20 protein-coding genes and 1 pseudogene are annotated in these 20,752 nt (G+C 61.0%); 18 read left to right on the top strand and 3 right to left on the bottom strand.

Annotated features, from left to right (window positions below; genetic code table 11):
* The first annotated feature begins 107 nt into the window (after nt 1-107).
* The 5 genes from G494_RS0104930 to G494_RS0104910 all read left to right on the top strand — a co-directional run bounded on the left by G494_RS0104930 (nt 108) and on the right by G494_RS0104910 (nt 4,182).
* Nucleotides 108-386, top strand: coding sequence for a FeoA family protein (locus G494_RS0104930; protein ID WP_051305391.1), 279 nt, complete (start codon nt 108-110; stop codon nt 384-386).
* On the top strand, nt 383-622 hold the full coding sequence (locus G494_RS0104925; protein WP_028583642.1) for a FeoA family protein: 240 nt from the start codon (nt 383-385) through the stop codon (nt 620-622). Before G494_RS0104930 ends, G494_RS0104925 begins: the two co-directional genes overlap by 4 nt.
* Nucleotides 619-2,934, top strand: a complete 2,316-nt coding sequence (gene feoB / locus G494_RS0104920) for a Fe(2+) transporter permease subunit FeoB (RefSeq protein WP_028583641.1) — start codon at nt 619-621, stop codon at nt 2,932-2,934. The genes G494_RS0104925 and feoB overlap by 4 nt, the downstream gene beginning before the upstream one ends.
* A gap of 63 nt (nt 2,935-2,997) precedes the next feature.
* The gene (locus G494_RS0104915; protein ID WP_028583640.1) at nt 2,998-3,219 is read left to right on the top strand and encodes a FeoC-like transcriptional regulator; all 222 of its coding nucleotides are present in this window, start codon (nt 2,998-3,000) and stop codon (nt 3,217-3,219) included.
* A gap of 213 nt (nt 3,220-3,432) precedes the next feature.
* Entirely contained in the window at nt 3,433-4,182 is a 750-nt protein-coding gene (locus G494_RS0104910) for an enoyl-CoA hydratase/isomerase family protein (RefSeq protein WP_084456411.1), read from the top strand.
* Between the two features lie 38 nt (nt 4,183-4,220).
* Here G494_RS0104910 and G494_RS0104905 read toward each other — a convergent pair whose 3' ends face one another.
* Complete coding sequence (locus G494_RS0104905; protein WP_051305390.1) at nt 4,221-4,625, bottom strand: VOC family protein; 405 nt, start codon at nt 4,623-4,625, stop codon at nt 4,221-4,223.
* A gap of 419 nt (nt 4,626-5,044) precedes the next feature.
* On the opposite strand from G494_RS0104905, the gene G494_RS0104900 reads away from it, so the two are divergent.
* The 6 genes and pseudogenes from G494_RS0104900 to G494_RS27340 form a co-directional block, all read left to right on the top strand.
* On the top strand, nt 5,045-5,566 hold the full coding sequence (locus G494_RS0104900) for a type 1 glutamine amidotransferase domain-containing protein (RefSeq protein ID WP_028583637.1): 522 nt from the start codon (nt 5,045-5,047) through the stop codon (nt 5,564-5,566).
* A 130-nt stretch (nt 5,567-5,696) separates the two neighbouring features.
* Nucleotides 5,697-6,326: a CBS domain-containing protein gene (locus tag G494_RS0104895; RefSeq protein ID WP_028583636.1), complete on the top strand. Its 630-nt coding sequence runs from the start codon at nt 5,697-5,699 to the stop codon at nt 6,324-6,326.
* 69 nt (nt 6,327-6,395) lie between these two features.
* Complete coding sequence (locus G494_RS0104890; protein ID WP_028583635.1) at nt 6,396-6,884, top strand: SRPBCC family protein; 489 nt, start codon at nt 6,396-6,398, stop codon at nt 6,882-6,884.
* A complete protein-coding gene (locus G494_RS21930; protein WP_084456409.1) occupies nt 6,881-7,999 on the top strand; it encodes an MBL fold metallo-hydrolase in 1,119 nt (372 codons plus the stop codon). The genes G494_RS0104890 and G494_RS21930 overlap by 4 nt, the downstream gene beginning before the upstream one ends.
* Before the next feature lie 49 nt (nt 8,000-8,048).
* Nucleotides 8,049-8,297, top strand: coding sequence for a thioredoxin domain-containing protein (locus G494_RS27345; protein ID WP_208597632.1), 249 nt, complete (start codon nt 8,049-8,051; stop codon nt 8,295-8,297).
* Between the two features lie 12 nt (nt 8,298-8,309).
* A pseudogene (locus G494_RS27340) lies at nt 8,310-8,699 on the top strand (redoxin domain-containing protein); the annotation flags it as partial.
* A gap of 43 nt (nt 8,700-8,742) precedes the next feature.
* On the opposite strand, the gene G494_RS0104875 reads toward G494_RS27340, so the two are convergent.
* A complete protein-coding gene (locus G494_RS0104875) occupies nt 8,743-10,866 on the bottom strand; it encodes a Tex family protein (RefSeq protein WP_028583634.1) in 2,124 nt (707 codons plus the stop codon).
* Nucleotides 10,867-11,241: 375 nt separating this feature from the next.
* Here G494_RS0104875 and G494_RS0104870 point away from each other — a divergent pair, with 375 nt between their 5' ends.
* The 7 genes from G494_RS0104870 to G494_RS0104835 all read left to right on the top strand — a co-directional run bounded on the left by G494_RS0104870 (nt 11,242) and on the right by G494_RS0104835 (nt 19,405).
* The gene (locus G494_RS0104870; protein ID WP_028583633.1) at nt 11,242-12,891 is read left to right on the top strand and encodes a CTP synthase; all 1,650 of its coding nucleotides are present in this window, start codon (nt 11,242-11,244) and stop codon (nt 12,889-12,891) included.
* Between the two features lie 41 nt (nt 12,892-12,932).
* Nucleotides 12,933-13,781, top strand: coding sequence for a 3-deoxy-8-phosphooctulonate synthase (gene kdsA, locus G494_RS0104865; RefSeq protein WP_051305389.1), 849 nt, complete (start codon nt 12,933-12,935; stop codon nt 13,779-13,781).
* A complete protein-coding gene (locus G494_RS0104860; RefSeq protein ID WP_084456405.1) occupies nt 13,771-14,415 on the top strand; it encodes a KdsC family phosphatase in 645 nt (214 codons plus the stop codon). The genes kdsA and G494_RS0104860 overlap by 11 nt, the downstream gene beginning before the upstream one ends.
* On the top strand, nt 14,412-14,975 hold the full coding sequence (lptC, locus tag G494_RS0104855; RefSeq protein ID WP_153305763.1) for an LPS export ABC transporter periplasmic protein LptC: 564 nt from the start codon (nt 14,412-14,414) through the stop codon (nt 14,973-14,975). Before G494_RS0104860 ends, lptC begins: the two co-directional genes overlap by 4 nt.
* A gap of 103 nt (nt 14,976-15,078) precedes the next feature.
* Nucleotides 15,079-16,302 carry an LL-diaminopimelate aminotransferase gene (locus G494_RS0104850; RefSeq protein WP_028583629.1) on the top strand — a complete coding sequence of 408 codons (1,224 nt, stop codon included), beginning with the start codon at nt 15,079-15,081 and terminating at the stop codon, nt 16,300-16,302.
* Between the two features lie 606 nt (nt 16,303-16,908).
* Nucleotides 16,909-18,876, top strand: a complete 1,968-nt coding sequence (locus tag G494_RS0104840; RefSeq protein WP_232362486.1) for an SLC13 family permease — start codon at nt 16,909-16,911, stop codon at nt 18,874-18,876.
* A 37-nt stretch (nt 18,877-18,913) separates the two neighbouring features.
* Nucleotides 18,914-19,405, top strand: coding sequence for a DUF523 domain-containing protein (locus G494_RS0104835; RefSeq protein WP_208597633.1), 492 nt, complete (start codon nt 18,914-18,916; stop codon nt 19,403-19,405).
* Between the two features lie 547 nt (nt 19,406-19,952).
* On the opposite strand, the gene G494_RS0104830 is transcribed toward G494_RS0104835, so the two are convergent.
* Nucleotides 19,953-20,747 (bottom strand): amidohydrolase family protein, encoded by a 795-nt coding sequence (locus G494_RS0104830; RefSeq protein ID WP_028583626.1) that lies wholly within the window; start codon nt 20,745-20,747, stop codon nt 19,953-19,955.
* Nucleotides 20,748-20,752 lie beyond the last annotated feature (5 nt).

Genomic DNA, 20,752 nt, shown 5'->3' with positions numbered 1-20,752 from the left:
GACTGGGGTAGAAGGCGCTTGTTAGGTAGTCCTAAGAATGGCCGGGCGGTGGAACCGATGGTTCCGCTACCAGGCTTTTGCAGAGAGCGTATACAAGAGAGGTTTCGATGGCTCGGATGATAGCAAAGAGAAGAGAACAGGGGGCAGGACCGGCAGCCTTTCCGCTGGCCCTGGCAGGTGAAGGGGAACAGGTCCGGATTGTCCTGATCCACGGAGGACGGATGGTTCAGCAGAAGATGCTCAACATGGGGCTGCACCTGGATGATGTCATCCAGGTGGTCCACCGTCAGGGGCAGGGGGCGGTGCTGATCGCCAAGGCCGGTCACAGCTATGCCTTTGGCGGCGGGATGTCCCATAAGATTAAGGTCGAGAGGGTTGAGAGATGAAGCATGCACTGACCCGGATGGCAGTGGGTACGAGAGGCAGGGTGGCGGGCTTTGCCCGGGGAGCCAAGAGCTATCGTCACAAGCTCCTGGCCATGGGGCTGATCAGGGACACAGAGTTCAGCGTCAAACGGATCGCCCCCCTGGGTGACCCTGTGGAGATCGAGGTGCGCGGTTTCAGCCTGAGTCTGCGTAAGGCGGAAGCCGACGCCCTGCTGGTGGAGGAGGTGAGCCGATGAAGAAGGTGACCATTGGCGTGGTGGGCAATCCCAACTGCGGTAAGACCACCCTGTTCAACGCACTGACCGGGGCCAGACAGCGGGTGGGCAACTGGCCGGGGGTAACGGTGGATCGGAAGACCGGCGTCTATGAGCACGCCGGCCGGCAGATCGAGGTGGTGGATACCCCGGGGATCTACTCCCTGTCCGCGTCATCGCTGGACGAGGAGGTGACCCGTGATTTTGTCCTCTCCGGGGATGCCCAACTGATCGTCAATATTGTCGATGCCTCCAACATCGAGCGGAACCTCTACCTGACCAGCCAGCTGATGGAGATGCGGGTGCCCCTGCTCATCGTGCTCAACATGATGGATGTGGCCAAGGAGAACGGCCTGGTGCTTGAACTGGAGCAGTTGGCCGCCGGCTTGGGTTGTCCGGTGATCCCCTTGGTGGCCACCAAGGGGCAGGGGATGGGGCAGCTCAAGGATGCCCTTGAGCGGGCAATGCCTGCAGGGCGACTGCCGGCAGAGCGGGAGCTCTATCCCGCTGAGGTGGCGGCTGCCGTTGACGAGCTGGTGCCCCTGGTGAGGGAGCGCGCCGCCATCAGGAAGATCGATTGCCACTGGTTAAGCGCTCGTCTGCTGGAGGATGAGGAGCAGGTGGCCGAGCTGGTGGGCCGTGGAGCCCTGGAGCGGGCTGCCATCCTGCGTGAGTCCCTGGAGGAGCGCAGCGATGAAGAGCTGGACATCACCATTGCCTCGGCCCACTATGGCTGGATCAACCAGCTGACGAGCAGGGCGGTACGTACCAAGGGGCGGATCCGGCAGACCACCTCCCAGAAGATCGATCAGCTCCTGCTCAACCGCTACCTGGGTATTCCCCTGTTTCTGGCGGCCATGTACCTGATGTTCATGTTTACCATCAACCTTGGTGGGGCCTTTATTGACTTCTTTGATCTCGCGGCAGGAGCCATCTTTGTCGACGGCCTGGGAACCCTGCTGCAGTCGGTCCATGCCCCGACCTGGCTGGTGACCCTGCTGGCCGGTGGTATCGGCGGTGGTATCCAGACCATGGCCACCTTTATCCCTCCCATCGGCTTCATGTTCCTCTTCCTCTCCTTTCTGGAAGATTCCGGCTATATGGCCAGGGCCGCCTTTGTGATGGACCGGTTCATGCGTCTGATCGGCCTGCCCGGGAAATCCTTTATCCCCATGCTGGTGGGCTTTGGCTGTAATGTTCCGGCCATCATGGCCACCCGGACCCTGGAAAACCAGCGGGACCGGACCCTGACCATCATGATGAACCCCTTTATCTCCTGCGGGGCCAGGTTGCCGGTCTATGCGCTCTTTGCGGCGGCCTTTTTTCCCAGCGGCGGCCAGAACCTGGTTTTTCTCCTCTATTTGATCGGTATCGGGGCAGCGGTCTTTACCGGCCTGATCCTTAAGAATACCCTGCTCAAGGGTGAGATTACCCCCTTTGTGATGGAGCTGCCGCCCTACCACCTGCCCTCGCCGGGCAATGTCCTGCTCAGCACCATGGACCGGCTGAAGAGTTTTATCTTCAAGGCCGGCAAGATCCTGATTCCCCTGATTGCGGTGTTGACCTTCCTCAACTCCTGGAGCCTGGACGGTACCTTTGGTCATGAGGAGAGCGGCGATTCGGCCCTGGCTTCAATCTGTACCACCATTACCCCGATCTTTGCGCCCATGGGGATCAGGGCTGAGAACTGGCCGGCCACGGTGGGGATCTTTACCGGTATCTTTGCCAAGGAGGCCATTGTCGGCACTCTGGATGCCCTCTATGGTGCCGAAGGGGCGACCGGGTCGGACGACAGCGAGGACTTTGCCCTGGCTGCGGCCCTCAAGGAGGCCCTGGCCACGATTCCTGCCAATCTCGCTGAACTCTCTTCCACCCTCTTGGATCCCCTGGGGATCTCGATGGGAAGCCTGGATGACCATGAGGCGGTCGCCCGGGAGATGGAGGTGGAGCTCACTACCTTTGGCTCCATGGTGGCCCTGTTCGGCACCAAGGCCGCAGCCTTTGCCTACCTGTTGTTTGTCCTCCTCTACTTCCCCTGCAGCGCTGCCATTGCCGCCGTTTATCGGGAAACCAACCTGCGCTGGACCCTGTTTATCGGGTTCTGGACCACCTTCCTGGCCTATGTGGCGGCCACCCTCTTTTATCAGCTGGCCAGCTTTGGGGCACACCCTGCGGCCTCCCTGCTCTGGATCGTGATCGATCTCGGGGCAGTGGCCGGGGTGGTGATGATCCTGGCCCTGCTGGGGCGGCATCGGGAGCTGGCCCTGCCCCTGGAGGCCGCCCAGCGAGCCTGATAAGGATCTGCCAGGGAGGCGCTCAAGCCTCCCTGGCGCTATGTTTTCATCAAGGAGGAGAAGATGGATCTGATTCAACTCAAGCAGTATCTGAAAAAGCGCAGGGTCGTAGCCCTCCGGGATCTGGCTGTTCATTTCGACACCGAGCCCAGTGCCGTGGAGCCGATGGTGGAACGCTGGGTGCAGAAGGGCAAGGTCAAAAAGCATGCCGGCAACCTGGGCTGCACCAAGGGCTGCTGTGCCTGCGATCCGGCCACCATTGTCAGTTATGAGTGGCTGGGCTGAGGCAGGGCCTGTCCCTGCCCGGGGGGAGAGCAGGGCGGTGATCGTCGGCGCCTGCTCTCCCCCTTACCTGAACAGAGGTGAGGGCCAGGGAAGTGTTTTTTGCTATTTTTTTGAAATGACACCTTTTGTTGTGGTACTGGTAAGGTATTGCTGTCGGTCCGCTTGCCTTGAGGGCGACGGTCGACCTCCTTCCTTTTATTAGCAGAGGCTGCCATGACAACGACGATCCAACTTGAACAGCGTGAAGCTGTTGCTGTGCTGCGTTTAACCAATGGACCCACCAATGCCCTCTCACCCGCCCTGGTCCAGGAGATGAGGGGGGCGGTGGCGACCAGCCGTCAGCAGGCCGGGGCCATGCTCCTCTGCGGTGGAGAGAAGTTTTTCTCCATGGGCCTGGATCTGCCCGCCCTGCTGTCCCTGAACCGGGAGGATATGGCCCAGTTCTGGCAGAGCTTCAATCAGCTGATTTTGGACATCTATACCCTGCCCCTGCCGACCATCTCTGTCCTGGAGGGGCATGCCGTGGCCGGCGGCAATATCCTGGCCCTGAGCTGTGACTATCGTCTGGCCGGTTCAGCTCCAAAAAAGATCGGCCTCAATGAAATCAAACTGGGCCTGCCCCTGCCCCTGTTGGCTGACCTGATGCTCAAGCAGGTGGTGGGGGAACGGGTCGCCGCCCACATGAGCTACAGCGGCGAGTTCATGTCTTTTCAGGAGGCCGAGCAGGTGGGTCTTGTTGATGGAGTCCATCCTGGCGAAGAGCTGTTCGACCGGGCCCTGGAACAGGCCGGAACCCTGGCAGGCCTGCAGGCCAAGGCCTTTGCCGGGGTCAAGGCCAACCGCACCGAGACCATCCGGGCCCGCTACAGCCAGCAGCACCAGGCCGATGACGAGCTCTTCCTCGACTGCTGGTTCAGTGGGCCGGTGCAGGAGATTCTCCGGGAGGCGGCCCGGAATTTCTGAGCCGGCCGCCTCCGAAGGATTGGTGCGCCTGGAAAGGCTTACTCCTTTACCAGGTAGGTGATGGCACAGATAACCGCGCCCTGGGGATCCTGGAGCACGCAGAAGCGGCCGATCTCCGGGATGTCGGTGGGCGGATGGAGGAGCTTGCCGCCCAACTCCGTGACCTGATCGGCAGTGGCATCCACATCATCCACCGTGACATAGGCGCTCCAACTCGGTGTCATCCCCTGGCACTCCGGCGGGGTGGTCATGATACCGCCCACCGGCACCCCATCGACCTTGAGCACCGTGTAGTTGGCGTCTTGCATGGGATACTCTTCAGTTTCCCAGCCAAAGAGGCGGCTGTAGAAATCCCTGGCCGCACCCTGGTCGCTGGTCATCAGTTCCACCCAGCTAAAGGCGCCATGTCGTAAGTTCTCTTTGCTCAAGCTCTCTTTGCTCATCCTGGTCTCCTCAGATTGTGGTTAAAGGGAGTTGCTGCGACTGATGTTGGCTGCTGCGGGACGCCGCAACCTAAAGGGTATCTTGAAAAATGAGATTTTTCGATCAAGCTTAAGGCGCGCGATACATTTTTCCGCAGGCATATGTCTGATATTCAGAGGATAAAATTTTGAGTGCAACGCCAAGGTTGGAAGGGAAAACAATTTTTCAAGATGACCTAAGGATAATTATGGGCCCTAAGCCGGCCTTTGTACAGGAGTAAGGGTGTTTTGAAAAAGGAGATGTTTCGATCCGGCTCAAGGCATGGGCGAGATGTTGTCGCAGTCAGGTAACGGATATTCCGAGGATACAATCTACATCATAAGGCAGGGTGAGAAAGAGAAGGCAATGTTTCAAGGTTGCCGTAACAGGAGGAGGAAGCATGGAATGTGCAGGCAAGAAGGTCGCGATCCTGGTGGAAGAGCTCTTTAATGTCCATGAGTTCTGGTATCCCTATTACCGTTTGCAGGAAGCCGGAGCCCGGGTAGTGGTGGTCGGCAGCGGCAGTGCGAGCAGCTATACCGGCAAGCCCGGGACCGTGGTCCGGCCCGATACCGTGGCCGGCCAGGTTCATGCTGCAGAGTTTGACGGCATCATCATTCCCGGTGGTTATGCCCCGGATATGATGCGCCGCTATCCCGAGATGGTCGGCCTGGTGGCCGATGGCGTCAACCAGGGCAAGGTGGTGGCGGCCATCTGCCATGCCGGTTGGATGCTGGCCTCGGCCAAGGTGGTTCAGGGACGGAGGCTCACCTCCTTCTTTGCCATCAAGGATGACCTGATCCACGCCGGAGCCCGGTGGGTCGACCAGGAGGTGGTGGTGGATGGCAAGCTCATCACCAGCCGCACCCCGGACGATCTGCCGGTCTTTATGCCGGCGGTGCTCAGGGCCCTGAGCAGCTAAGTCCGTTTGCTGTAGGGCCGAATGGCCATGGTGTGCCGGCAGACGGATTGATCCTTAGCCCAGGCTGATTATTCTATAGAGGAGAGTCCCTCTTTCGAGTTTCGAGTCGCCGGTCTTTTGGGGTAGGGTTATGTTTGCCGTATATGAGGTCACGGGCCGCAGTCTTCACGATTCACTGGAGGCCCTGTATCGGGTGAAGCGGCTTCATCCTGCGATTGCGGCCCATCAGCGGAGGCGTGACGAGCCGGCTGCTGACCTGGGCGCTGCCGGGAAATCCCGTGTCCTGCTCCGCAACTATCAACAGCACCTTCCCCCTCACCTGGAGCATCCCGTTGTCCAGGGGGGGCAGCTCATGCACGCCCCGGTGATCACCGTGCCTGAGAGCTTTTCTCCCGAGGCCTGCTGGGAGCTGCTCTGTCACAACCGGATCAGCCAGGTTCCGGTGGTCGACCACCAGGGACAGCTAGTGGGGATCACGACTCGAGGTGACCTGTTGAAGGTGCTGGTGGTGAACGGCGAGAGCGTCCTTAAGGCTGCTGATCTTAAGGCCGCTGATCATCCCCTGGGAATGATCATGTCCCCCCAGGTGGTCACGGTCGAGCCGGCCGTAGCTCTTCAGCATATCGCCCGGGTGCTCTGTGATTGTCGTTTTAACAGCCTGCCCGTTGTTGACCGTCACGCTCAACTGCTGGGGATCGTGACTCGGACCGATATCGTCCGGGCCGTGGCCACCCAGCTGGAGGTCTCCCTCTGGGCCTGAGTCGGGCACAGCAGCTGGGGACGGGCACTCTCAGGCGATATCACAGGATAATCCTGATCAGGAGGAATCATGTATCTACTGGAGCGCAGTCAGCGGCTGGCTGCCCCTCTGGAGAGGGTCTGGGCGTTTCTCCGGCATCCTGCCAACCTGGACCGGATCACCCCGCCGGATCTTCGTTTTCGGATCGTCTCCGAGCTGCCCCGGGTGATGTACAACGGTCTGGTCGTCGAGTATCGTATCACCATCCCCCTGCTGGGCACCCACGCCTGGGTGACGGAGATCAAGCATATCCGGGAACTCCACTCCTTTGTTGACGAGCAACGGCTGGGCCCCTATCGTTTCTGGTATCACTATCATCAGCTCGAGCAACAGGGGGATGAGGTCGTGATGCTGGACAGGGTGCACTATCAACCGCCCCTGGGGCTGTTGGGCTCACTGCTCCACGACCTCTATATCCGCAGGACCCTGGAGCGTATCTTCAGCTACCGCCGGGAACAACTCCACCAGCTCCTGGATCAGGGAGCAGGAGAGGAAAAAGGTGCAGGTTTGGGCCAATGAACGTCATTAAGATTGCAACTCAACTGCTTGGAGGCCTGGTTATGGTCTGGGCCCTGCTCACCCTGAACTCCGGCTGCAGCCGCTATTACCAGGGGCCCGAGAGTGACCACTTTGACGGGAGTCGTTTTTTCAACCCCGGCCAGCCCATGCACAAGGGCTTTGCCGAGTTCCTCAAGTGGCGCCTTAGCGGTGAGAGGGGCGCCTGGCCACGCTTCAGTGAGCTGGCCCGCTACGATCATCCCCCTGCACGGGTGGAGGGGGAGCAGCTGCGGGTTGCCCTGGTCGGCCATGCCACGGTGCTGATTCAGACCCAGGGGCTCAATATTCTCACCGACCCGCTCTTTTCGGAGCGGACCAGCCCGGTGAGTTGGGCCGGTCCCAGGCGGGTCCATCCGCCCGGGGTCTCCCTGGAAGATCTGCCGCCCATCGATCTGATCTGGATCAGCCACAACCATTACGATCACCTGGACCTGGTCAGCCTGGATCACCTCTGGCAGCGGGACCAGCCCAGGATAATCGTCCCCCTGGGCAACGACCGGATCATCACCGCCCATAACCCGGCCATCCGGGTGGAGGCCTATGACTGGGGCGCCGGGGTGGAGGTGGGGCCGCAGCTGCGGGTCCATCTGCTCCCGGTCCAGCACTGGTCGGCCCGGGGGCTGTTTGATCGCAACCAGGCCCTCTGGGCCGCCTTTGTACTCACCACTCCCCGGGGCAACATCTTCTTTGACGGCGACTCCGGCTATGGCCGGGGTCAGGCCTTCCAGGCGGCCAGGCAGCGCTTCGGCTCCTTTCGGCTGGCCATCCTGCCCATCGGCGACTATAGCCCGCGCTGGTTCATGGCCTATGGCCATATGAATCCCCGGGAGGCGCTTCAGGCCTGGGCAGACCTGGGCAGGCCCTATATGCTGCCCATCCATTACGGCATGTTTCAACTGGCGGACACCGGCTACAGGGAACCCCTCCAGGACCTGGAGCAGGCCCTGGCCGCTGACCAGCAGGCAGCAGCCAGGGTGCAGCCGCTGGCCGCAGGCGGGTTCTGGCTGGTGCCCCTTGGGGAGGATGTCGTTCATCCGGAAGAGACGGCTACGGTCGATCCCAGGGATGGGGACTGAGCCTGTCAAGCTGTGAATCATTCCCTGGAGATGGAGGAGGAGGTATCTTATGACACTTGCTGCGAAATTGGACGCGATCCGAGAGCAGGCCGGGAAACGGATTCCGGCCGAGGCCCTGGCCAAGATGCACCGGGCCACCGAGGAACTCCGCAACTCCGGGCTGGTCGAGCAGGCCCTGGGGGTGGGGGACCCGTTGCCTGGTTTCAGCCTCAAGAGCGACAGCGGCCAGCTGCTCGGCTCGGCAGAGCTCCTGGCCGGAGGGCCGCTGGTGCTCAGCTTCTATCGGGGGGTGTGGTGACCCTACTGTAACGCAGAGCTGGAAGCTCTGCAGCAGGTGGTCCCCACCATCGAGGAGTTGGGGGGACGTCTGGTGGCGATCTGTCCCCAACGGCCGGAGTTTTTACGGAAGATGAAAACCAGCCATGGCCTGAGTTTTGCCATTCTCAGAGACGAGGGCAACCAGTTGGCCGCCCGTTGCGGACTGCGTCATCTCCTGCCCGACTATCTCCGCGAGGTCTATCGTTCCTTTTCCCTGGATCTGCCCCGCTTAAACGGTGAGGACTCCTGGAGCCTGGCCATCCCGGCCCGCTACCTGGTCGACCGGGGCGGCATCATCGTGGCCGCAGACCTGGATCCGGACTATACCCGGCGGCCGGAGCCGGAGAAGACCGTCGCCGACCTGCGGGCACTGGCGGGCTAAACCCGGGCTGCAGCCGGACCCTTAGGGCTGGCCTCGGTTCGGGCTAGGCCCGGCGCATGGAGAGGCTGATCCGTTTTCGCTCCGGGTCCACCTCCAGGACCCGGACCTCCACCTGCTGGCGGACCTTGACGATCTCGCCCGGGTCCCGGACAAAGCGGTCGGCCAACTGGCTGATGTGGACCAGGCCGTCCTGGTGGACCCCGATGTCGACAAAGGCCCCGAACTTGGTCACATTGGTGACAATCCCCGGCAGGGTCATGCCCGGCTCCAGGTCGCTGATCTTTTCCACCCCCTCGGCAAAGGCAAAGCTGGTGAAGCCTGCCCTGGGGTCGCGGCCGGGCTTTTCCAGTTCTGCCAGGATATCCTTCAAGGTGGGCATGCCCACGGTATCGCTGAGGTACCGTTCCGGCTGGATCTTCCTGCGCCGCTCCTGGCTGTCGATCAGCTCGTCGAGGCTGCAGCCCTGGTCTTTGGCCATCTGCTGGACCAGGGGGTAGCGCTCCGGGTGGACCCCGGTATTATCCAGGGGATTGTCTGCCTCCCTGATCCGGAGGAAACCGGCACACTGCTCATAGGCCTTGGCACCCAGGCGGGGCACCTTGAGTAGTCCTCTTCTGGAGGCAAAGGGGCCGTTCTCCCGGCGCATGGCCACGATGTTCCTGGCCAGGGTCGGTCCCAGGCCGGAGATATAGGTCAGCAGCGGTTCGCTGGCCGTGTTCAGGTCCACCCCCACCATGTTGACGCAGCGGATCACCACCTCGTCCAGCCCCTGTTTCAGGGCCTTCTGCTGGACGTCGTGCTGGTACTGACCCACCCCGATGGACTTGGGATCCAGCTTGACCAGCTCTGCCAGGGGATCCTGGAGCCGCCTGCCGATGGAGATTGCCCCGCGGACGGTGAGGTCGTGGTCCGGGAACTCCTGGCGGGCAATCTCCGAGGCCGAGTAGATCGAGGCCCCGCTCTCATCCACCATGGTCACCAGGACCCCATCCCCCAGGCCCAGTTCCTGGATAAAGCGTTCCGTCTCCCTGCCTGCGGTGCCGTTGCCGATGGCAATGGCCTCGATCCGGTGGCGTGAGCAGAGCGAGCGCACCGTTTCGGCCGCCTGCTGCTGTTGGCTGGCTGAGAGGGTGGGGTAGATGGTGGTGTGGTGGAGCAGGCTGCCGTAGCGATCCAGGCAGACCAGCTTGGCCCCGGTGCGAAATCCGGGGTCCAGGGCCAGGACCCGTTTCTGCCCCAGGGGCGGGGCCAGGAGCAGCTCGCGGAGGTTGTCGGCAAAGACGGTGATGGCCTCCCGGTCGGCCTGGGCCTTGAGTTCGGCGCGGAGTTCGTTTTCCAGGGAAGGGGCCAGCAGCCGCCTGTAGGCGTCGGTGCAGGCCAGCTGGAGTTGCTGCCCGCGAAAGGTGTCGCTGCCAGGATAGCGCCTGCTGAGCAGCTCCAGGGCATGCTCCTCCGGGGGGCGGATCGTCAGGCGGAGCACCTTCTCCTGCTCACCCCTGAGCATGGCCAGGAAGCGGTGACCCGCCACCTTGGCCGCCGCTTCCCGGCGGTCAAAGTAATCCTTAAACTTGCCCCCCTGTTCACGGTTCTTCTCCACCACCTTGCTGCTGATCTGGGCCTCGCGGCTGAAGAGCTGTCTCAGCAGGGTACGGACCTGCGGTTCTTCGCTGATTTTTTCGGCGATGATATCCCTGGCCCCGGCCAGGACCTCCTCCTCTGTGGAGAGCTGCTGTTCCGGGTTGAGCAGGGACTTGGCCTCCGGCAGGGGACCTCCCTGGCTGAGCAGGGCCGTGGCCAGGGGCTCCAGACCGCGTTCGCGGGCGATGGCCGCCCTGGTCCTGCGTTTGGGGCGGTGGGGCAGGTAGAGGTCCTCCAGCACGGTGAGGGACTGGGCCTTGCCAATGGCCTGCTCCAGGGGCGGGGTGAGCAGTTGCCGTTCTGTGAGCGAGGCCACGATGACCTCGCGTCGTTTATCCAGCTCGGCCCGTTGGTTGAGCTGGTCCCGGATGGTGCTGATCTGGACCTCGTCCAGGCCGCCGGTCGCCTCCTTGCGGTACCTGGAGATAAAGGGGATGGTGGCCCCGCCTGCCAGCAACTCGCTGACAGCGCTTACCTGGGCAGGGCGGACCGAGAGCTCTTGGGCAATGGGCTTGGCATGGGTGTTCATGGTGCAAGGATTCCGGCAAGGGGGAAGGGGAAATGGGCTGCAGTGGAGGGGTAATATACCAGCTCTTCCCCTGCTTGGCAGCTCTTTTCCAGGCTTCTTGCTCCGGCAGAGCGCGGTTGTGCAGGCAAAGGTGCAGCCCTCTGGGACAGGTCCGATCAATGACAGCTGGTTGGCATAGAGGGTCGTGAAAAAAACTCGTTTTAAACGCATTTTTTCCTTGCCGGACCCGGTTGTCATCACCACGGAGATCGTGTATAGTTTTCTTCCAGCCTAAATAAAGGGCACTTTGAACAACATCTCCAACTATTCAAGCTGCCCTGAAGACAGCCGCCGGCTGCTCGATTCCCCCTTTATTCCAGCGTGACCAGGTGACCTATGAAAAACTCTCTGAGTAAGAAGACCAAGTTTATTTTTATTACCGGCGGTGTCCTTTCCTCCCTGGGAAAGGGACTGGCTGCGGCCGCCATCGGCTCCCTGCTGGAATGCAGGGGGATGACCGTTACCTTTCAGAAGCTCGACCCCTACATCAATGTCGATCCCGGGACCATGAATCCCTTTCAACATGGTGAGGTCTATGTGACCGATGACGGGGCTGAGACGGACCTGGATATGGGTCATTACGAACGCTATACCGACGCGGTGATGGCCCAGAAGAACAACTACACCTCAGGGCGGATCTATCACTCGGTGATCATGAAGGAACGGCGGGGTGAGTATCTCGGCGGCACGGTCCAGGTGATTCCCCATATCACCGACGAGATCAAGGAGGCGGTGCTCCAGCTGGACGGCATCGCGGATATCGCCATCATCGAGATCGGCGGCACGGTGGGGGATATCGAAGGACTGCCCTTTATCGAGGCGATCCGTCAGCTCCGTTCCGACCTGACCCGGGAGTACTCCCTCTTCATCCATCTGACCCTGGTGCCCTATATCAAGACCGCCGGCGAGGTCAAGACCAAACCCACCCAGCACTCGGTCAAGGAACTGCTGGCCTCCGGGATCCAGCCCGATATCCTGATGTGCCGCACCGAGGCCCCGCTCAGCGATCATCTCAAGAAGAAGATCGCCCTGTTCTGTAATGTGGAGGCCAGCTCGGTGATCTCCTCGGTGGATGTGGAGTCCATCTACGAGGTGCCCCTCTCGCTCCATGAAGAGGGCGTGGATGACCGGATCCTGGAAAAACTGGGGATCTGGACCGGGGCCCCCAATGTCAAGCCCTGGGAAGAGCTGGTCCATAAGATCAAGCACCCCAAACATACGGTGACCATCGGCATTACCGGCAAGTATGTGGACCTGACCGAGTCCTACAAGAGCCTCCACGAGGCCCTGGTCCATGGGGGGATTGCCAACGACGCCAAGGTGGAGCTGCGCTACATCTCCGCCGATGAGCTGGAAGACAGCGACAAGGTGGAGAGCCTCGAGGGCTGTGACGGCATCCTGGTGCCCGGCGGTTTCGGCAGCCGGGGCATGGAGGGCAAGATCAAGGCCATCTCCTATGCCCGGGAGAACAAGGTCCCGTTCCTGGGGATCTGTCTGGGGATGCAGCTGGCGGTGGTGGAGTTTGCCCGTAATATCGCCAAGATCAAGAAGGCGCACTCGGTGGAGTTTGCCGCCGACACCCCCAATCCGGTGATCTACCTGATGAAGGAGTGGTATGATTTCCGCAGCGGCAAGACCGAGCTCCGCAACGAAGATTCCGATATGGGCGGTACCCTGCGCCTGGGGGCCTACCCCTGTGTGCTGGTCGACGAGACCCATGCCGCGGCCGCCTATCAGCAGGCAGAGGTCAGCGAACGTCATCGTCACCGCTATGAGTTCAACAACGACTACCGGGAGGCCCTGGAAAAGGCGGGTCTGGTGGTCAGCGGCACCTCGCCGGACACCACCCTGGTGGAGATCGTCGAACTCAAGGATCACCCCTGGTTCCTGGGCTGTCAGTTCCACCCGGAATTTCAATCCAAGCCCATGAAGCCCCATCCCCTGTTTCGGGACTTTATCAAGGCGGCCCTGGATAACAAGGCCTAGCCGGCAAACATCAAGAGCGTGCCTGGAGCATTCGACCCTCTATGAACAATCTGCTGATCCAGACCCTGGCCGCCGGTACCATCACCGTCGGTCCGGGCAACCCCCTGCTGATCATGGCCGGCCCCTGTGCCCTGGAGTCCCAGGAGCTGGCCATGGATATTGCCCGGGAGATGAAGGCCATCACCTCCCGCCTCGGCCTCCCCTATGTCTTCAAGGCCTCCTATGACAAGGCCAACCGGACCTCCCTGGACAGCTTCCGCGGTCCGGGACTTACCCAGGGGCTGCGCCAGCTGGGCAAGATCCGTGAAGAGGTGGGGGTGCCCGTGGTTTCCGATATCCATGAACCGGCCCAGGCCGAACTGGCCGCCGATACCCTGGATATCCTCCAGATTCCGGCCTTTCTCTGCCGGCAGACCGACCTGCTGGCAGCGGCTGCGGCCACCGGCCGGGTGGTCAATGTCAAGAAGGGCCAGTTTGTCAGCCCCTGGGACATGGCCCATGCGGTCAACAAGCTCCGCGGCTCCGGTTGCCGGGATATCCTCCTGACCGAGCGCGGGGCCAGCTTTGGCTACAACAACCTGGTGGTGGATATGCGCTCCCTGCCGGTGATGCGTTCCCATGGCTGTCCGGTGGTCTTTGACGGCACCCACTCGGTCCAATTGCCCGGCGGTGCCGGCGGTTCCTCGGCCGGTCAACGGGATTTCATCGCCCCGTTGACCAGGGCTGCCGTGGCCGCCGGCATAGACGGTCTCTTTCTGGAGGTCCATCCGGAGCCGGACAAGGCCCTCTGCGACGGTCCCAACTCGCTCCCCTTGGCTGGGGTGGAGCAGCTCCTCCGGGAGCTGGTCGCCATCCATCAGCTGGTCTCCGGGGGGTCTCATGTCGACTGAGCACTGTGGCGGCCCGGGCCTGGAGGGCTATCCCTCGGACTGCAGCCTCACCGAGGCCCTGCGCCGGCGGGCCCAGGAGCGGAATAAACCGCTGGATCGCAGTCCGGAGTGGCAGCAGGCCCTGATCCCGGCCCGGCAGGTCAAACTGCTCCTCCTGGATGTGGACGGGGTCCTCACCAACGGCTGCCTCACCTATACCAGCGACGGCGACGAGGCCAAGAGTTTCCACACCCAGGACGGCCTGGGCATCAAGCTGCTCCAGGAGAGCGGGGTCGAGGTGGGGATCATCACCGCCCGGACCTCCAAGGTGGTGGCCAGAAGGGCCGAGGAACTGAAGCTTGCCCACGTGGTCCAGGGCAAGTTTGACAAGCTCTCCGCCTATGAAGAGATTCTCAAAACCACCGGCCTGCGGCCCCTGCAGACCGCCTACATGGGCGATGACTGGGTCGATCTGCCCCTGCTCAACCGGGTGGGCCTGGCTGCTGCTCCGGCCAATGCCAGAGTTGAAATTATCCAGCGGGTTCATTATATTAGCCAGCGTGAAGGCGGACAGGGCGCGGTTCGTGAGCTCTGCGACCTGATTCTGGAGGCCCAGGGCAACTATGGACAAATGTTTGGCAGGTTTGACCGGTGAATCGAAAACCACGTGACCTTTTTTGGATGGTGCCCCTGGCCCTCCTGGTGACCAGCCCCTTCTGGGAGCCTGCGGTGGCCCGTTTCCTGACCCCCAGGGGAGAGATCAACCCCCAGCAGGTGAGCACAGGGCCGACCTCCCAGCACTTTCAGATGGACGCCGTGGTCATCACCCTGACCAGCGAGGGCAAGCAGGAGTGGCAGATCAACGCCGAACGGGCCATGACCGGCAAGGATGACCGTGAAATCAAGATGGTCGAGGTCGATGCCCGCTATATCGGTACAGAGAAACCGCCCACCCGGATCACCAGCCGTAAGGGAAAGTATTATATCAACGATCGCCATCTGATCCTCCAACGGGAGGTGGTGGTCCGCAGACCGGTGAGTAAAGAGGTGCTCTACACCGATCTGCTCCACTACTATGACGCCACCAAGATGGCGGTCAGTCCCGGGGAGGTGGATTTACAGGCACCCCATTTCCAACTCCAGGGTGGACGGATGGACTATGATCTCTCCACCGATGGCTATGACTTCAGCGACAGAGTCAAGGTCGATCTCTAGGACCTCTTGGAAGAAAATGCACTTTTTCAAGGTGGCCTGAAGATAGCCTCTACACTCCTTAACACCTACCAGAGGTAGGATAGCTCTTACCAGGACAGCTCTTATGATTACAGTCAACGAACACTATGCCAAGCTCCAGGCCTCCTATCTCTTCTCTGATATTGCCAAGCGGGTAGCGGCGTTTCAGCAAAGCAACCCGGACAAGGATGTGATCAAGCTGGGGATCGGTGATGTCACCAACCCCCTGCCTCCTGTCTGTGTCCAGGCCTTTCATGCCGCCATCGACGAGATGGCCACCGAGGCCGGCTTCCGCGGCTATGGCCCGGAGCAGGGGTATGATTTTCTCCGCGAGGCCATTGCCGTCAACGACTTCCAGGCCCGTGGGGCCCAGGTCCAGGCCGATGAGATCTTTGTCTCCGATGGTGCCAAGTGCGACTCCGGCAACATCCAGGAACTGTTCTCCCTGGAGACCCGGGTGGCGATTCCGGATCCGGTCTATCCGGTCTACCTGGACACCAATGTCATGGCCGGTCGTACCGGTGGATATGCCGATGGCCGCTACAGCGGCATCGTCTACCTGGAGTCCAACCGGGAAAATAACTACATCCCGGCCCTGCCCAGCGAGCCCGTGGATCTGATCTATCTCTGTTTTCCCAACAACCCCACCGGCTCCACCATCACCAAGGAGCAGCTCAAGGTCTGGGTGGACTATGCCCGGGCCAACAAGGCCCTGATCCTCTTTGATGCGGCCTATGAGGCCTTTATCCGCGACGAGAGCCTGCCCCACTCCATCTACGAGATCGAAGGTGCCCGTGAGGTGGCCATCGAGTTCCGCAGTCTCTCCAAGACCGCCGGCTTTACCGGCACCCGCTGTGCCTATACCGTGGTGCCCAAGGAGTGCATGGCCTACGATGCCCAGGGTAATGGCCACTCCCTCCACGCCCTCTGGAACCGGCGTCACTGCACCAAATTCAACGGGGTCAGCTACCCGGTACAGCGGGCAGCGGCAGCCATCTTCACCCCTGAGGGCAAGGCCCAGACCAAGGGGTTGATCGACGGCTATCTGGACAATGCCAAGATCATCGGCAGCGCCATCACCCAGCTGGGCTTCGAGTACGTGGGCGGCGATCACTCACCCTATATCTGGGTCTGGGGTGATCGGGACTCCTGGGACTTCTTTGACCTCCTCCTCGACAAGGCGGGCGTGGTCTGTACCCCGGGTGCCGGTTTCGGCCGTTGCGGTCAGGGCTATATCCGGATCTCGGCCTTCAACTCCCGGGAAAACGTGATCACCGCCATGGAGCGGATCAGCCAGGCCCTGGGCTAAGGTCTGCCCCCCACACACTCTGCCCCGGCTCCTCTCCAGGATATCTCTTTTCCGGATGAGGGCCGGGGCAGCAGGCATTGAGGCGTTTTCTCTCTCCTCCAGCCTCTGCCCCCCCCTTCGTCCCCTGCTCAGCCCCTTCCAGGGGCAGCCGCCTGATCCCCGGCTTTCCTCTCGGTTATCCATTTTTTGGTTGTCATTCCAGCGCAGGCGGGAATCCGCTCTTGGCGATGTGGATGAAGCACCCCTGGCTCGAGATCCCATCGTGGCGGATAAGGGGGATCTGTCCACTCATTTTTCGGCTCTTTCAGCAGGCGAATGTGCATCCCGACCATGCTCCATGGGGGAGGGAGCTGAACCCCGTTGAGGAGAATCGGCTGGAGCCTTTTTTCGTGCCAGGGGCTTTTTGAAGCGGTCCCGTCGTCTCTCTGTCAGCTATTTGGCTGTTGTTTCGTTTTTGTTCTCTTTTTCGCTTGGGCTGAATTTTGTTGAATTAAATCTGCTTTGGAGTTACCTCTGTAAACCATAGGAAAACTGATGTAATATTTACTTTTTAATCAGCAGGATTGATAGTGGTTAGCGGTTTTGCTGATGGAGGCAGGTTGTCGTATGTTGTTTGCTACAGTGGTTCGGCTGAAAATGTGGTTCTTCACCCTCTGTTGCCTGCTGCTCCTTGATGGGAGCTCCGCCTTGGGTGCGGAACAGGTGCCAGGGGCGGCGGTCCCCTTTACCGTGGAGATGGGCCTGGTCTTCGGGGTCCTGGGCTTGGCGATTCTGTTGTTTGTCTTTGAGTGGGTCCGGGTGGATGTGGTCGGGATTATCATGATGGTCGTTCTCCCCTTTCTGAACCTGGTGACCCCTGCAGAGGCCATCAGCGGGCTCTCCAGTAATGCGGTGGTCGCCATTATCGCGGTAATCATCATCGGGGCAGGCCTGGATAAGACCGGCTGCATGAATGTCCTGGCCCGCAATATCCTGCGCCTGGCTGGCAAGTCCGAGGGGCGGATAATGACCTTTATCTCCCTGACCGTGGCCTTTATCTCCAGCTTTATGCAGAATATCGGCGCGGCAGCCCTCTTCCTGCCGGCAGTACTGCGGATCGGTCGGCAGACCGGTATTCCGGCCTCCCGGATCCTGATGCCCATGGCCTACTGCGCCATTATCGGCGGCACCATCACCCTGGTCGGCGCCAGCCCCACCATCCTCTTAAACGATCTCATCGCCCAGGCCAATGAGTTGGGCACCCTGGGGGTCAGGGTCGAGCCTCTTGGCCTCTTCACCCAGACCCCCATCGGCATTGCCCTGGTGATCGCGGCCATCGTCTACTTCATGCTCTTTCGCAACCTGATCATTCCCCAAAAGGAGGGCGATCAGGAGGACAATGCGATCATGCCCTCTTCCCTGGCCGATACCTACCAGGAGATTGCCGGGGTCTTTGAGGTGGTTATACCTGACAACTTCGGCTCCTTTACCCTGGAGGAACTGCATGTCCGTTCCAGGTACCACGTCTCCATTGCCGGGGTCTATACCCCGGAGAAGAAGACCAAGAACTATGCCCCGACCCGCTACGAGTTGATCCACTCCAGGGAGACCCTGGCCATGGTCGGCAACGAGGAGCATGTCCGCCAGTGTGCCGAGGAGCTGGGTTGGATCTTCAAGGGGGATCTCTCGGTCTTTGCCGAGGACTTCTCCCCCAACAATGCCGGCATGGTGGAGGGGATCGTCACCCCCAGGGCAGATCTGGTCGGCACCACCATGCGGGAGCAGCGCTTCAGAAAGAGCAACGGGGTGGTCCCGGTGGTGCTCTGCCGGGATGGGGCCTGTCAGTTCAAACAGATCACCAGGGAGGTGATCAAGACCGGTGATGCCCTGCTGATGTTTGGCCGTTGGGAGAAGTTTAAGGAGTTGAGCCGCAAAGACTGGTTTGCCTTTACCACCGAGATCAAGGGCGAGGAGGTGCGCGAGGACAAGGCCGGGCTTGCCCTGGGCTGGCTGGCCCTGACCGTGGCCCTGATCCTCTGGCTGAAACCCCTGTCCACGGCCCTGGGCCATCCCATCCAGGTATCGCTCTCGGTCTGTCTGCTTAGCGGTGCCCTGGGGATGATCCTCAGCCGGGTCCTCTCCATCGATGAGGCCTACCGCTCCATCGACTGGATGACCGTCTTTCTCCTGGGCGGTCTCATTCCCCTGGGGCTGGCCTTTCAGAAGACCGGGGCCGCCGCCTGGATGGCCACCTCCATCATGGGGGCCATGGGCCAGGTCCCGGAGATCGTTTTTCTGCTCATGGTCGGCATCCTGACCTCCTTCTTCACCCTGGTGGTCTCCAATGTGGGGGCCACCGTCCTCTTGGTACCCCTGTCCATGGCCATGGCCGTTGAGGTGGGCAGCGATCCCCGGCTGGTGGCCATGGTGGTGGCCATTGCCGCCTCCAACACCTTTGTCCTGCCCACCCATCAGGTCAATGCCCTGGTGATGCGGCCAGGCAGCTACCAGACCAAGGACTATGTCCGGGCAGGGGTCGGCATGACCGTCCTCTTTCTGCTGGTCCTGATTACCATGCTGTCGCTGTTCTATTAAATAGGTTGAACTCAAGGCTGAGGAGAGGAGGGTGCAGATGATAAGGGTGATGGTGAGTTCTTGCCTGCTGGGCAACAAGGTGCGATACGACGGCAGGGATAACTGTTTGGCAGCAGAGGATCTGGCTGAGCTCAGGGAGCGGGCCGAGCTGATTGCCTTCTGTCCGGAGGTGGCAGGAGGGCTGCCTATCCCGCGCAGGCCAGCAGAGATCTGCGGCGGTGATGGCGCTGCGGTCCTGGAGGGGCGGGCTGCGGTACGTCGTGGTGACGGCAGGGAGGTGAGCGCAGCCTTTGTCCGCGGCGCTGAACTGGCCTTGGCCACCTGCCTGGAGTTGGATATCAGGCTGGCCCTGTTGACAGAATCCAGCCCCTCCTGCGGGGGACGCACCATCTATGACGGCTCTTTCAGTCGGCGCAAGATTGGAGGTCAGGGGGTGACCACCGCCCTCTTGTCCCAAAACAAGATCCAGGTATTCAGTCCGGATCAGCTCGAGGAGGTCCTGCTGGTCCTGGCGAGCTTTGATGAATAAAAAAAACTGACGAGCCCTGAAACTCGGCCATTTTTTCTACCTCGGGAGACCGTCTCTTTTGTCATTGTCCAGGGTCGTCATCTGCGCTGGGAGCGGGCATGACATCGGGGAAGAGAACTGGTCTCGGAGTATGCCTTACTCCTGGATGCCCGCCTTCGCGGGCATGACGGTAGCGGCGAGGAGTGGGGGGCGTAGCAGGACTGGATAGATCGGTCTGCGGCAGCAGCAAAGAGCTGTGCCAGGATACTCCCCGAAGTATGTGCTGTTCTGGTGAAGGTGCAGCCTTTTTCAGCATCGTCATTCCCGCGCAGGCGGGAATCCATTTTTGGAGGGATGAGGCAGCCTCTGGCCTCATGGCCACCCGGGAAGGCATAGTTCGAGGCCTCACCCTATAGGAACCGGATGCCCCTTCGCGTAGGGAGCGGGCATGACATCGGGGAAGAGAACTGGTCTCGGAGTATGCCTGATTCCTGGATGCCCGCCTTCGCGGGCATGACGGTAAAAGAGCGGGCATGACGGTAAATTTTCAAAGTACCCTTAAGACCACTCAACCCTCCAGCAGCCTGGCGGCGTTGGCACGGGTGATGGCGCTGAAGTAGTCGTCGGGCAGGTTCAGGTTTTTCAGCCGCTGCAGAGTGGTGGCCTGGTCGGTCCAGGGGGAGTCGGTGCCAAAGAGGAGGTACTCCCGGGGGTGGGAGAGCAGCATCTCCCGGATCCGGACCTGGTCCAGGAAGTCCAGGGAAAAGGAGAGCTCCATGTAGATCGGCTTGCCGATCAGGAGCTCCTGCACCTCATCCCACTGGTCCCAGCTGCCCAGGTGGGTGGTAATCAGCTTCAGCTCCGGAAACTGTTGACTGACCTTGGCGATGCGTCTGGGGTCGGCCCGCCTGATCCTCGGGTAGGCGATATCGTAGCCCGTGTGGACCACCGCCAGCAGGCCCAACTCGGAGAGCTGGTAATAGAGCTCTGTCAGGGAAGGGTCATCCAGGAAAAAATCCTGATAAAAGGGATGCAGCTTGATCCCCGGGAAGCCCAGGGCATGGATCTGTTCCAGCCTGGAGCGTCTCTTGGGGTCTGTCGGATGAATGGAGGGCAGGGGGATGATCCGTGACGATCTGATGGCCATGGACCAGTCCAGGATGGGCTGGAACTGTTCCGGCCGGGTGGCGATGGAACAGAGCACCGACTTGTCGATGCCCGCCTGGTCCATGGAGGCGAGCAGGGAGTCGATGGTGCCGTCGAGGTAGGCCTTGATATTGCCGCTCTTCTCCAGGGCAGCGATGGCGGTCCGGGCAATGGCGTCTGGAAAGGCGTGGGTGTGAAAGTCGATCGGCGCAGCCATGGTTC

The sequence above is a fragment of the Desulfogranum mediterraneum DSM 13871 genome, assembly GCF_000429965.1.
Taxonomy (GTDB): domain Bacteria; phylum Desulfobacterota; class Desulfobulbia; order Desulfobulbales; family Desulfobulbaceae; genus Desulfogranum; species Desulfogranum mediterraneum.
This window is presented reverse-complemented; position numbering and strand designations above follow the sequence as displayed.